Origin of the sequence: Paenibacillus antri, assembly GCF_005765165.1 — a bacterium.
Taxonomy (GTDB): Bacteria; Bacillota; Bacilli; order Paenibacillales; family YIM-B00363; genus Paenibacillus_AE; species Paenibacillus_AE antri.
This window is the reverse complement of the sequence record NZ_VCIW01000018.1, coordinates 84,437-97,082: the sequence shown is the minus strand read 5'-3', so window position 1 is coordinate 97,082 and position 12,646 is coordinate 84,437. Positions and strand designations below refer to the sequence as shown.

Below are 12,646 nucleotides of genomic sequence, written 5' to 3'. Positions count from 1 at the left end.
ATTTGTTAATCTAGTACTCGCTGTCTCGATTTGATACAATGGGACAATGTCGATCGAAAGGGAAGAGGATGATGAACAAGAGGAAGTTGACGGCGCTCGCGCTCGTCGGCGGATTGCTGGCGGCGACGCTTGCGCCGTACGGAAGCGGAAGCGCGGTCGCGGCGGATCCGCCGATCGAAATCCGGTTCGACGGCGAGACGCTCGTCTCGGACGCCGAGCCGTTCATTAAGAACGGAACGACGTTCGTGCCGTTCCGCGCGCTGTTCGAACGGCTGGGGCTCGAAGTCGGCTGGGATCCGGCGACGAGGACGGTCACCGGGCAAGGCGGCGGCGTGACGATGACGCTGCGGGTCGGGAACGCGGAGGCCATCGTGAACGGCGATGCCAAGCCGCTGCTCGAGCCGCCGGCGATCGTAGGCGGGCGCACGTTCGTGCCGCTGCGCTTCGTCAGCGAGAACGCCGGCGCCGACGTCGCCTGGAACGGCGCGGAGCGGCTGATCGCGATCGTCACCGGACCGTCGATCGCGGAACGGGAAGCGGCGGTGCGGGCCGCGTACGAGGCGTACGTCGCGGCGGCGAACCGGGAAGACGCTTCGGCCGTGTTGCGCGCGCTGCACGCGCAGTCGCCGCTGCGGACGACGCTGTACAAATCCGCGGCCGACGCGTTCGCGCGCCGCGACGTCGAGACGACGGTCGAGTCGCTCGTCGTCGAGGAGCTGCACGGCGGTCAGGCGACGGTGCTCGTCACCGAATCGAATCGGCGAACCGCCGGCGCTTATTACGTCGACAACCGCGTCGATCTGAAGGTATCGATGCGCCAGGACGCGAGCGGGGCGTGGGCGATCTACGACGCCGCGACGCTGGGGCAGGAGTGGCTCCAGCCGTTCGGCGCCGACACGGGCGCGGACGTCGATGCGGCCGACGAGACGATCGCTCGGAATACAATCGCATCATATATGGAAGCATTAAATCGAGAAGATCTCACCGCGGCGCTTCGTCTCGTTCACGCCGATTCGCCGATGCGAAGCGCGACCGAGAAGACGCTCGCCTGGATGTTCGAAACGTACGAGCTGACGCATGAGCTGGAGAACGTCCGGGTGCTGGAGCGCTCCGGCGACGAGATGTACGTCCATACGGTGCAGGCGATGCGGAAGTCCGCCGGACCGAAGCTGGCCGACGTGCGGACGCGTTCGATCCATACGCTCCGGCTCGCGAACGGACAGTGGAAACTATACGCCACGATCCAAGGCAAAGCCGAGGCATTGTCCATTCCGCAATAGTTGTTGACAAACCGTTGGTGCACTGGATATAATAAACTTTGTGTGTTTGAGGTGATGCTTCGTGAACCTGAATTTGCGCGAGCTTGCGCTCCGCGGCGCTCCGATCGAATTGAACGGCCGGCTGCCCCTCGAAGAGGAAGTAACCGGACGGAACGACATTCGAGTCGCCGGGCCGTTGGAAGCAAGATTGACCGCGCGTTCCGATTCCGGAACGGCGATCGTGAACGGAACGCTGTCGGCCGACTTAGAGCTGATCTGCTCGAAGTGTCTGCGGGCGGTTTCGGAGAAGACGGAGGTTCCGGTAACGGAGTTGTTCACGTTGCAGCGCGGAATCGCCGAGCGCGACGAGGATGTTCATCTCGTCCACGAGGAGATCGTCGACTTGACGCCGTACCTTCGCGACGCGTTCGTCGTACAGCTGCCGATGGCGGCGGTATGCGGACAATCGTGCAAGGGGCTGTGTCCCGTCTGCGGCAAGGACCGGAACGTCGAGTCCTGCGGTTGCGTACAGGAGAGGGTCGATCCGCGGCTCGCCGGTCTCAAAGATTTTTTCAAATCTTAACAAACTACGGTGTTGTTTCACGAGCACTCTCGCAAGGAGGTGGGAACATGGCAGTACCATTTGCAAAAACGTCGAAGATGCGCAAGAACAAGCGCCGGACTCACTTCAAATTGGAAGTTCCGGGCATGGTCAAGTGCGATCACTGCGGCGAGTTGAAATTAGCCCATCACGTATGCGGAGTTTGCGGGACGTACAAATCTCGCGACATCGTGAAGCAAGGCTGATCATTCGGATAAAAGAAGCATCTCGATTCGATCGAGGTGCTTTTTTTGTTGCATGATTTTGGGTAAGTACTATATACTAGTATTAAGACTAGGTACTAATCTTTAACGTCATAGAAGATTAACGTTGCGCACCCGGGGGTGTCCGTCATGGAGCGATTACCGAAACCGAAGCGCCAGGAGCGTCTGGCGGAAACCTTGCGATCGAATCCGTTCGTCACCGACGAGGAGCTGGCGGGGGACTTCGGCGTCAGCATCCAGACGATTCGTCTCGACCGGATGGAGCTCGGAATTCCCGAGGTTCGGGAAAGAATAAAGCAGATGGCCGCCGTCTCGCAGAGCATCGTGCGGTCGTTGCCGATGGACGAAGTCATCGGAGACGTCATCGATCTGCAGTTGGACAAATCGGGCATCTCGATCATGGAAATCGGCGAGGAGCACGTGTTTTCCCGCACGGGCATCGCGCGCGGACATCATATTTTCGCGCAGGCGAACTCGCTGGCGGTCGCTTTGATCAACGACGAGGTCGCGCTGACGGCGTCGGCGGACATCCGATATTTGCGGTCGGTTCGGCTCGGCGAGCGATGCGTGGCCAAGGGCTACGTCAAGTCGGCGCCGGGGGACAAGGGGAAGGCGAAGGTCGAAGTTTTCACGTACGTCGGTGAAGATCTAGTGTTTCAAGGACATTTCGTAATATATCGGTCGGGCAAGTCGGCCGATGCCATGAGAGGAGATTCGGTCGATGCGAATCGCCATTGACGCGTTCGGGGGAGACAACGCCCCGGAAGGAATCGTAGCGGGCGCCGTGGAAGCGGCGAAAGAATATACGGAAGCGGCGATCACGCTCGTAGGCGACGAGGCGCGCGTCCGGGAGCTGATCGCGGCGAACGGAGGAACGGCGCTCCCGAACCTCTCCGTGCGCCATGCGTCGGAGGTTATCTCGACCGACGAGGAGCCGGTCCGAGCGGTGCGGCGCAAGAAGGACGCGTCGCTCGTCGTCGCCGCCGCGATGGTGAAGGACGGAGAGGCGGACGCCGTCATCTCCGCAGGCAACACAGGCGCCTTAATGACGGCGGGTCTGCTCGTCGTCGGACGTCTGAAGGGCATCGAGCGTCCGGCGCTCGCCCCGATGATTCCGACGATGGACGGCGTCGGCGTGCTGGCGCTCGATCTCGGCGCCAATATGGACGCGACGGCGGAGCAGCTAACGCAATACGCGGTCATGGGCAGCGTGTACCGAGCCAAAGCGCACGGCATCGCTTCGCCGCGCGTCGGACTGCTGAACGTCGGCACGGAGCCGGGGAAGGGCAACGAGGTGACGAAGGCGGCGTATCCGCTGCTGGAAGCGGCGCCGATTCGGTTCGTCGGCAACGTCGAAGCGCGCGACGTGTTGAACGGCGTCTGCGACGTGCTCGTCTGCGACGGCTTCGTCGGCAACGTCATGCTGAAGTCGCTCGAAGGGACCGCCGCCGCGCTGTTCGGCGCGCTGAAGGAAGAGTTCACCCGCAATACGATCAGCAAGCTCGCGGCGGCGATTTTAAAGCCGGGGCTGCGCAAGTTCAAGAACAAGATGGATTATAAAGAGGTCGGCGCGGCGCCGATGCTCGGGCTGACCGGCATCGTCATGAAGAGCCACGGCTCGAGCGACGCGCGGGCGATTAAGAACGCTGTGAGACAGACCGTATCCGCGATACGTTCCGACGTCGTAGGTACGATCCGCTCCGAATTGGGGAAAGGGGAATGAGCGGCATGATGATAGGGAGACCTGTCGGCATCCTCGGGACGGGACACTACGTGCCGGAGAAGGTGCTGACGAACGCGCAGCTGGAAGCGATGGTGGAGACGAACGACGAGTGGATCGTGACGCGGACGGGCATTAAGGAGCGCCGGATCGCGGCCGACCATCAGGCTACGTCGGATCTGGCCTACGAAGCTGCGCAGAAGGCGCTGGCCAATGCCGGCATCGCGGCGGATCAGCTCGGCTTGATCATCGTGGCGACGATGACGCCGGACGTCATGTGCCCGTCGACGGCGTGCATCTTGCAGGATAAGCTCGGCGCGAAGAAGGCGGCGGCGTTCGATCTCGCCGCGGCGTGCTCCGGCTTCGTGTACGGCCTCGCCAACGGCGCGAATTTCGTCGCCTCCGGCATGTACGATTATGTGCTGGTCGTCGGCGCCGAGGTACTGTCCCGCGTAACGGATTACACCGACCGGAATACGTGCATTCTGTTCGGCGACGGCGCGGGCGCGGTCGTCCTGGGCGCGACGGAGGAAGGCCGCGGCTTCGAAGCGTTCGAGCTCGGCGCCGACGGCGCGGGCGGCCCGCTTCTTCGCGGGGGCTGCGTCGGCGGATCGCGTTATCCGAACAAGGAGTGTCTGCCGGAGGGCGTAACGCATTACATCTGGCAGAACGGCCGGGAAGTGTTCAAGTTCGCGGTGCGGATCATGGAAAATTTGACGGAAAGCGTGCTCGCCAAAGCCGGCAAGTCGAAGGAAGACATCAAGCTGCTCGTCCCGCACCAGGCGAACATCCGCATCATTCAGGCGGCCATGGACAAGCTCGAGCTGACCGAAAACGAAGTCATGATCAACGTCGACCGGTACGGCAACATCTCCGCGGCGACGATTCCGATCGCGCTGTCCGAGGCGGTCGAGGCCGGCCGCGTGTCCAAGGGCGACACGGTCGTGCTCGTCGGCTTCGGCGGGGGCCTTACGTGGGGCGGCGCCGTCTTGACTTGGTAAGACGCGCTTCCGCGTAGGATTCGCGCAGGGAACGGAAGGATGAATATCGGGAGGGCGAACGAACGATGGGCAAGATCGCATTCGTCTTCCCCGGCCAAGGCGCGCAAGCGGTCGGCATGGGGAAGGACGCATTACATATCCCCGGGGTGAAGCGGTTGTACGAGGCCGCCGACGAGGCGGTCGGGTATGCGCTGTCCGGCATCGTCTTCGACGGGCCGGAAGAGCGGCTGAAGAGCACGGCCAATACGCAGCCGGCGCTGCTTACGACGAGCCTCGCGTATCTCGAGGCGTTCCGCGAGGCGGGCGGCGCGAAGCTGACGCCGGATTATGTCGCCGGGCACAGCCTCGGCGAATGGACCGCCCTTGCGGCGGCGGGGGCGCTCCCGGCGGCCGAAGCGGCTCGGCTCGTGCACCTGCGCGGCCGCTTCATGGAAGAGGCGGTGCCCGGCGGGCAAGGCGCGATGGCGGCCGTGCTCGGCGCGGAACGCCAGGCGCTGCAGGCGCTCTGCGAAGCGGTTTCCGGCGAAGCGGGCCGCGTAGAGCTCGCGAACGTGAACTGTCCGGGGCAGATCGTCGTGTCGGGCTCGCGGGCGGGCGTCGAAGCGGTCGCGGCGCGGGGGAAGGAAGCGGGCGCGAAGCGCGTCATTCCGCTCGAGGTGAGCGGTCCGTTCCATTCCTCGCTCATGGCGCCCGCGGCCGACCGACTGGACGCGCTGCTCGGCGAAGTCGCGTTCGCCGCGCCGTCGACGCCGCTCGTCGCGAACGTGACGGCCGACGTCGTCGTCGACCCGGCGGACATCCGGGGTCTGCTCGTGAAGCAGGTGTGCGCTCCGGTGCTTTGGGAAGACAGCGTGCTGCGCCTGATCGCGCTCGGCGTCGATACGTTCGTAGAATTCGGCCCGGGGGCGGTATTAAGCGGATTGATTAAGAAAATCAATAAAGACGTGCGCATCGTGACGGTGAACAGCGCGGAAGCGGCGGTCTCCGCCGTTCCGACGCTGCTGTAGCCGCGCCTGCGCGCGGGAGGAGGAATCGGCATGCTGGAAGGCAAAGTGGCGCTCGTCACCGGCGCGTCGCGCGGCATCGGCCGGGCGATCGCGATCGAGCTCGCGAAGAGCGGAGCGGACGTCGTCGTCAATTACGCGGGCAACGAAGCGGCCGCGCTCGAGGTCGTCGGCGCGATCGAAGCGCTCGGACGGTCGGCGGCGGCGGTCAAGTGCAACGTGGCGTCCGCGTCGGAGGTGGACGCGATGGTCGCCGGCGCGATCGAGCGGTTCGGGAAGATCGACGTTCTCGTCAACAACGCCGGCATCACGCGCGACAATCTGCTCATGCGGATGAAGGAAGAAGAGTTCGACGAAGTCATCGACACGAACCTGAAGGGCGTATTCAACTGCATCAAGGCCGTGACCCGGCCTATGATGAAGCAGCGGAGCGGGCGCATCGTGAACATCTCGTCCGTCGTCGGCGCGCTCGGCAATCCGGGGCAAGCGAACTACGTGGCGGCGAAGGCGGGAGTCATCGGGCTCACGAAGTCGGTCGCGCGCGAGCTCGCGTCCCGGGGCATTACCGTGAATTGCGTCGCTCCGGGCTTCATCGAAACCGATATGACCGACAAGCTGACCCCGGAGCTGAAAGAAGCGATGCTGAAGCAAATTCCGCTCGCCGCTTTGGGCCAGCCCGAACAGATCGCGAAGGTCGTTCGGTTCCTCGCGTCCGACGAGTCGTCTTACATGACGGGCCAGACGCTTCACGTCGACGGCGGCATGTATATGTAAGACTTGCAGGATATGGCTTTTTGCTTGTCCGTCTCGTATAATACCAAATGAGGAGGTGAACCGGATGTCCGACGTATTGGATCGCGTGAAGAAAATTATCGTCGACCGCCTTGGCGTAGATGAGGCTGAAGTGACGCTTGAAGCTTCTTTCAAGGAGGACTTGGGCGCCGACTCGCTTGACGTCGTCGAATTGGTAATGGAGCTGGAAGATGAGTTCGATATGGAAATCTCCGATGAAGACGCGGAGAAGATCACTACCGTAGGCGAAGTAGTGAATTACATACAAGCTCATACGTAATCGAGTGGACACCAACGCAAGTCCCGTCTCTCCCAAGGAGCGGGACTTCTCCACATCTACCGAACGCATCGACTTGCGTTATGACATAGCATGGCAAGCGGATTTATTATGTAAGGTTTTCCACAACACAATCGGAAACGTTGAGGTGGGTCGTCATGAAACAAAGAGTCGTAATCACCGGCATGAGCGCCGTTACGTCGCTCGGCCAGGATTTAGATACGTTTTGGAACAACTTGATGGAAGGCAAGTCGGGCGTAACGCCGATCGAAGCGTTCGACGTCAGCGAATATCCGACCCGGATCGCGGCCGAGATCAAGAACTGGGATCCGGAGACGTACATGGACCGCAAGGAAGCGCGCCGCATGGATCGATACGTGCAGTTCGCGGTGGCGGCGGCCGGACTCGCGCTGAAGGACGCCAACCTGTCGATTCAGGACGACACGGATCCGGAGCGCGTCGGCGTCTACATCGGCTCCGGCATCGGCGGCCTCGGCACGTTCGAGGATCAATACCGCACGCTGCTCGAGAAGGGACCCAAGCGCGTCTCCCCGTTCTTCATCCCGATGATGATCGCGAATATGGCTTCCGGCCAAGTGTCGATCCTTACCGGGGCGAAGGGGCCGAACTCGACGACGGTCACCGCCTGCGCGACGGGCACGCATACGATCGGCGATTCGTTCCGCTTGCTGCAGAACGGCGAAGCGGACGTCATGCTGTGCGGCGGCGCGGAAGCGACGATTCGTCCGACGGGACTCGCGGGCTTCTGCTCCATGCGGGCGATGTCGACCCGCAACGATGAGCCGGAGCGGGCGAGCCGCCCGTACGACGTCGATCGCGACGGCTTCGTTATGGGCGAAGGCGCCGGCGTGCTCGTGCTCGAGACGCTCGAGCACGCGAAGAAGCGCGGCGCTCGCATCTACGGCGAAGTGATCGGCTACGGGATGAGCGGCGACGCGCACCATATGACCGATCCCGATCCGAACGGCGCGGCGCGCTGCATGAAGAAGGCGCTCTCGGACGCGGGAATCGCGCCGGAGGACGTCGATTACATTAACGCGCACGGCACGTCGACGCCGGTCGGCGACGTCTCCGAGACGACGGCGATCAAGACGGCGTTCGGCGACCACGCCTACAAGCTGGCCGTCTCGTCCACGAAGTCGATGACCGGTCATCTGCTCGGCGCCGCCGGCGGCGTCGAAGCGGTCATCTGCGCGCTGGCGTTGACGCGCGGCAAGCTGCCGCCGACGATCAATCTCGACAACCAAGATCCGCAATGCGATCTCGATTACGTGCCGAACGCGCCGAGAGAGGCGAACGTCCGCGTGGCGTTGTCCAACTCCTTCGGCTTCGGCGGTCATAACGCGACGATCATCTTGCGGAAATACGAAGAGGCATAGGCGATCACCGATGGACCGATTCGAACGACTTCAAGCGCAATTGAATATTCAATTCCGGGACGCTTCGCTATTACGCGAAGCGTTTACCCATTCTTCCTACGTTAACGAGCATAAGGACGCTACGCATAACGAGAGGATCGAGTTTCTGGGCGACGCCGTGCTGCAGCTCGCGGTGTCCCAGCACCTGTACCGCTTGTACCCCTCCTGGCCGGAAGGAAAGCTCACCTTCGTCCGCGCGGCGATCGTCCGCGAACAGGCGCTAAGCAAGCTGGCGAAGACGTTGTCGCTCGGCGAATATTTGCTGCTCGGGCGCGGCGAGGACTTGTCCGGCGGCAGAGAGCGGCCCTCGCTGCTGGCGGACGTGTTCGAAGCGTTCGTGGGCGCTTTGTATCTCGACGCCGGATGGGACGCCGTCATCAAGTTTCTGACGGCGCATATGTTCCCCGAGATCGAAGCGTACGTCGAGCGCGGCGTCATCGACGCGAAGTCGCGGCTGCACGAGAAGGTGCAGCAGCTCGCGCTCGGCGCCGTCGAATACGTCGTCCGCGAAGAGCGCGGGCCCGCCAACGAACGGGAATTCATCATCGAAGCCCGCATTCAAGGAGAATCGTACGGCGCCGGTTCGGGCCGCACGAAGAAAGAGGCGGAGCAAGAAGCCGCGGCCGAAGCGCTGCAACGGTTCGCCGCGGCGGGCCGCGAGCCTCGCCGATAGCGGCGGGCTTCTTTTTTTAGGCGGAAGGCGTCGTTGTTGTGCTACAATAGGCTGGGGTGATTTCACTTGTTTCTTAAGAGACTAGAGCTGGCCGGCTTCAAGTCGTTCGCCGACCGGACGGAGCTGGAATTCGTGTCCGGCATTACGGCGGTCGTCGGTCCGAACGGCAGCGGCAAGAGCAACATATCCGATTCCATTCGCTGGGTGCTCGGCGAGCAGAGCGCGAAGAGCCTCCGCGGCGGCAACATGCAGGACATCATCTTCGCCGGCAGCGACGCGCGCAAAGCGGTGAATTTCAGCGAAGTGTCGCTGACGCTCGATAACGGCGACAACGCGCTGTCCCTCGACTTCAGCGAAGTGACGGTCACCCGCAGACTGCACCGCAACGGCGAGAGCGAATATTTCATTAACAAGCAGCCTTGCCGCTTGAAGGACATCACCGAGCTGTTCATGGATACCGGCATCGGGAAGGAAGCTTACTCGATCATCGGACAAGGCCGCATCGAAGAGATTTTAAGCACGCGGTCCGAAGACCGCCGCGGCATCTTCGAGGAAGCGTCCGGGATCGTCAAATATAAGTCCAGGAAGAGAGAAGCTTCGAAGCGTCTCGAGGAGACGGAAGCGAATCTCGTGCGGATCCGCGATCTGACCTCCGAGCTCGAGGATCAGCTGGAGCCGCTGAAGAAGCAGTCCGAGAAAGCCGTCGAGTTCAAGCGGTTGAAGGAGCTTCTGAAGTCGAAAGAGGTTTCGCTGTACGTGCATAGCATCGGCGAGCTTCACCGGTCGTGGACGGAAGCGACGGAGACGTTGAAGCGATTGAAGGACGAGGAGCTGAAGCTCGCCGCGGTCGTCTCCGCCCACGACGCGGAGCTGGAAGACCGGCGTCTCGCGCTGCGAAAGCTCGACGAGACGCTCGAAGGGCTGCAATCCGAGCTGTTACATACGAGCGAAGAGCTGGAGAAGACGATCAGCGCCGGCGAGATTTTGAAGGAGCGGCGCAAGCACGCGGAAGAAAACGTCGAGACGCAGCGGGACACGGCGAAGTCGCTCGCGAGAAAGCTGGAAGAGCGAGTTGCGGAAAACGAGCAGCTAAGAACGCAGCGCGACGCGATCACGCGAGAGTTGGACGAGCTCAATCGCAACATTCGCCTCGAGGAGGATCGGCTGCTCGCGGAGACGGGCGGCGCCCTCGGCGAGACCGAAGAGCGTCTGAAGGCGGAGCTGCTCGACAAGCTGAACGAGCTGGCGTCGGCCCGCAACGAATTGAAATACGTCGAGGCGCAATCGGAGCAATCCGGCCGGCGCGCCGCCAGACTCGCCGAAGACCGCGAGAAAGCGGGCGTTCGGCTTCGAGAGCTGGAAGCGTGCCGGGAAGATTGGCTGGCCCGCCTCGAGTCCCTCAAGGCGCAAATCGAAGGCGAGCGAAATCGATACATGGAGCTCAGCCAGCTGATCCACGAGAAGCAAGGGCTGTTGGAAGAAGTGCAGGCGACGGTCCGAAAGTGGGAGCAGAAGGTGGACGCGCTCGTCTCGCGGAAGCAGACGATCCAAGATCTTCAGGACGATTACGACGGCTTCGCGCTCGGCGTCCGGGAGGTGCTGAAGGCGAAGCAGAAGAGCTCCCTGCAAGGCATTCGCGGCGCCGTCGCGGAAATCATCCGCGTGCCGGGCGCTTACGAGCTCGCGGTCGAGACGTCGCTGGGCGCCGCGCTGCAGCACATCGTCGTCGAGAACGAAGCGCGGGCGCGGGAAGCGATTCAATATTTGAAATCCCGCCAGCTCGGACGGGCGACGTTCCTGCCGCTCGACGTCATTAAGCCGCGTTCGATTCCGGAAAGCGAACGCCGCGCGGCGTCGAGCGCCGAAGGCTTCGTCGGCGTCGCCGCGGAGCTCGTCTCGTTCGACGCGGCGTACTCGGGCATCGTGCACAGCTTGCTCGGCAACGTCGTCATCGCCGACACGCTCGAGCACGCGAACCGGATCGCGGCGAAGCTGCAGTACCGGTACCGCGTCGTCACGCTCGAAGGCGACGTCGTGAACGCGGGCGGCTCCATGACCGGAGGAAGCCTGCAGAAGAAGAACGTGTCGCTGCTCGGCCGAACGCGTCAGATCGACGAGCTGACGAAGGAGATCGAGGCGGCCGAACAGCAAATCGGCAAGCTGCGCGAGTCGGTGGACGCGGTTCGCGCCGAAGCGGCCGCGCTCCAGAAGCAGCTGGAAGGATGCCGCGACGCGGGCGAGCGCAAGCGCGGGGAAGAAACCGAGGCGAGATCGGAGCTCAATCGCATGGACTCCGAGCTTCGCGCGGCGAAGCAGCAGCTGGACATTCTCGAAGCGGACGCGGCGACCCTCGCCGAAGAAACGTCCACCGAAGCGGACCGGCGGGCGGAGCTCGCGGAGCGCATCGAACGGCTCGCCGGGGAAGAGACGGCGCTGACGGAGGCGATCCGCGAAGCGGAGCTTCGCCGCAAGGCGGCCCAATCGGCGAAGGAAGAGACGCAGCAGCAGCTGACGGAGTGGAAGGTGAAGGCGGCGGCGGCGGCGCAGGACAAGATGGCCGTGACCGCGCAGCTGACCCGGCTCCAAACCGAAACCGACGCGCTCGAAGAAGAGCGGGCGACGGCGCTGCAAGCGGAAGCGCGGCTGCTGGAAGAGCTCGCCGGGTACGAACGCGAATCGAACGCGCGGACGGAGCAGGCGAACCATCTGCGCATCTTGAAGGACGCTTGCGCCGAGAAGCTCGATTTCGCCCGCGCGGAGCGGGCGGAGAAGACCGCCGCGCTCGAGCGCGAGGAGAACGCGACGCGCGAGGAACGGAACCGGCTTCGTTCGGTCGAAGAGCAGACGAGGCAAACCGATATTCGCGTCAACCGATTGGACGTGGAGCTGGACAACTTGCTTCGCAAGCTCGCGGAGGATTACGAGTTGAGCTACGAGCTCGCCAAGGAACGCTACGACGTGCCGGAGGACGTGCCCGCCGTGCAGATCGAGGTTCGCGATTTGAAACGGGCGATCTCGGCGCTGGGCGAAGTCAATCTCGGCGCGATCGAGGAATATGCGAGGGTGTCCGAGCGCTACGAATTTTTGGCGGGGCAGCGGAACGACCTCATCGAAGCGAAGACGACGCTGTACGGCGTCATTCGCGAGATCGAAGAGGAGATGTCGAAGCGGTTCCTGCAATCGTTCGAGTTGATCCGGGAGCAGTTCACCGACGTCTTCTCCAGGCTGTTCGGCGGCGGACGGGCCGATCTCGTCTTGTCGGAGCCGCATAACTTGCTCGAGACGGGCATCGACATCGTCGCTCAGCCGCCGGGCAAGAAGCTGCAAAACCTGCAGCTCCTCTCGGGAGGCGAGCGGGCGCTGACGGCGATCGCGCTGCTGTTCGCGATACTCCGGATCAAGCCGGTGCCGTTCTGCGTGCTCGACGAAGTCGAAGCGGCGCTGGACGAAGCGAACGTCGCGCGATTCGCGCAGTATTTGCGCGAGTTCTCGATGCATACGCAATTCATCGTCGTAACGCACCGCAAGGGGACGATGGAAGAGGCGGACGTATTGTACGGCGTCACGATGGAAGAAGGCGGCGTATCGAAGCTCGTGTCGGTGCGCCTCGATCAAGATGAACAGCCGATGACAGCGTAAGGAGCGTGTAACGAAAA

The 12,646-nt window shown here is 62.8% G+C and carries 12 protein-coding genes; all 12 read left to right on the top strand.

Features of this window, described 5'->3' with window-relative positions:
• Positions 1-71 precede the first annotated feature (71 nt).
• The 12 genes from FE782_RS23110 to smc all read left to right on the top strand — a co-directional run bounded on the left by FE782_RS23110 (position 72) and on the right by smc (position 12,629).
• On the top strand, positions 72-1,280 hold the full coding sequence (locus tag FE782_RS23110) for a copper amine oxidase N-terminal domain-containing protein (RefSeq protein ID WP_158299510.1): 1,209 nt from the start codon (positions 72-74) through the stop codon (positions 1,278-1,280).
• 61 nt (positions 1,281-1,341) lie between these two features.
• On the top strand, positions 1,342-1,842 hold the full coding sequence (locus FE782_RS23105; protein WP_138196713.1) for a YceD family protein: 501 nt from the start codon (positions 1,342-1,344) through the stop codon (positions 1,840-1,842).
• Positions 1,843-1,889: 47 nt separating this feature from the next.
• Positions 1,890-2,066 carry a 50S ribosomal protein L32 gene (rpmF, locus tag FE782_RS23100; RefSeq protein ID WP_138196712.1) on the top strand — a complete coding sequence of 59 codons (177 nt, stop codon included), beginning with the start codon at positions 1,890-1,892 and terminating at the stop codon, positions 2,064-2,066.
• A gap of 147 nt (positions 2,067-2,213) precedes the next feature.
• Positions 2,214-2,822, top strand: a complete 609-nt coding sequence (gene fapR, locus FE782_RS23095; RefSeq protein WP_138196711.1) for a transcription factor FapR — start codon at positions 2,214-2,216, stop codon at positions 2,820-2,822.
• The gene (gene plsX, locus FE782_RS23090) at positions 2,806-3,807 is read left to right on the top strand and encodes a phosphate acyltransferase PlsX (RefSeq protein WP_138196710.1); all 1,002 of its coding nucleotides are present in this window, start codon (positions 2,806-2,808) and stop codon (positions 3,805-3,807) included. Before fapR ends, plsX begins: the two co-directional genes overlap by 17 nt.
• Before the next feature lie 8 nt (positions 3,808-3,815).
• On the top strand, positions 3,816-4,805 hold the full coding sequence (locus FE782_RS23085) for a beta-ketoacyl-ACP synthase III (protein ID WP_138196787.1): 990 nt from the start codon (positions 3,816-3,818) through the stop codon (positions 4,803-4,805).
• A 65-nt stretch (positions 4,806-4,870) separates the two neighbouring features.
• Entirely contained in the window at positions 4,871-5,812 is a 942-nt protein-coding gene (gene fabD, locus FE782_RS23080) for an ACP S-malonyltransferase (RefSeq protein WP_138196709.1), read from the top strand.
• 30 nt (positions 5,813-5,842) lie between these two features.
• Entirely contained in the window at positions 5,843-6,583 is a 741-nt protein-coding gene (gene fabG, locus FE782_RS23075; protein ID WP_138196708.1) for a 3-oxoacyl-[acyl-carrier-protein] reductase, read from the top strand.
• 64 nt (positions 6,584-6,647) lie between these two features.
• Positions 6,648-6,881, top strand: coding sequence for an acyl carrier protein (gene acpP, locus FE782_RS23070; protein ID WP_138196707.1), 234 nt, complete (start codon positions 6,648-6,650; stop codon positions 6,879-6,881).
• A 155-nt stretch (positions 6,882-7,036) separates the two neighbouring features.
• Positions 7,037-8,278, top strand: coding sequence for a beta-ketoacyl-ACP synthase II (gene fabF, locus FE782_RS23065; protein ID WP_138196706.1), 1,242 nt, complete (start codon positions 7,037-7,039; stop codon positions 8,276-8,278).
• 10 nt (positions 8,279-8,288) lie between these two features.
• Positions 8,289-8,990, top strand: a complete 702-nt coding sequence (gene rnc, locus FE782_RS23060; protein ID WP_138196705.1) for a ribonuclease III — start codon at positions 8,289-8,291, stop codon at positions 8,988-8,990.
• Between the two features lie 66 nt (positions 8,991-9,056).
• Positions 9,057-12,629, top strand: coding sequence for a chromosome segregation protein SMC (gene smc, locus FE782_RS23055; RefSeq protein WP_138196704.1), 3,573 nt, complete (start codon positions 9,057-9,059; stop codon positions 12,627-12,629).
• Positions 12,630-12,646: the final 17 nt, after the last annotated feature.

Bases quoted from the DNA above. Each gene is read 5' to 3' on its own strand.
- FE782_RS23110 (WP_158299510.1), top strand. From the start codon at position 72: ATGAACAAGAGGAAGTTGACGGCGCTCGCGCTCGTCGGCGGATTGCTG.
- rpmF (WP_138196712.1), top strand. From the start codon at position 1,890: ATGGCAGTACCATTTGCAAAAACGTCGAAGATGCGCAAGAACAAGCGC.
- fapR (WP_138196711.1), top strand. From the start codon at position 2,214: ATGGAGCGATTACCGAAACCGAAGCGCCAGGAGCGTCTGGCGGAAACC.
- plsX (WP_138196710.1), top strand. From the start codon at position 2,806: ATGCGAATCGCCATTGACGCGTTCGGGGGAGACAACGCCCCGGAAGGA.
- FE782_RS23085 (WP_138196787.1), top strand. From the start codon at position 3,816: ATGATAGGGAGACCTGTCGGCATCCTCGGGACGGGACACTACGTGCCG.
- fabD (WP_138196709.1), top strand. From the start codon at position 4,871: ATGGGCAAGATCGCATTCGTCTTCCCCGGCCAAGGCGCGCAAGCGGTC.
- fabG (WP_138196708.1), top strand. From the start codon at position 5,843: ATGCTGGAAGGCAAAGTGGCGCTCGTCACCGGCGCGTCGCGCGGCATC.
- acpP (WP_138196707.1), top strand. From the start codon at position 6,648: ATGTCCGACGTATTGGATCGCGTGAAGAAAATTATCGTCGACCGCCTT.
- fabF (WP_138196706.1), top strand. From the start codon at position 7,037: ATGAAACAAAGAGTCGTAATCACCGGCATGAGCGCCGTTACGTCGCTC.
- rnc (WP_138196705.1), top strand. From the start codon at position 8,289: ATGGACCGATTCGAACGACTTCAAGCGCAATTGAATATTCAATTCCGG.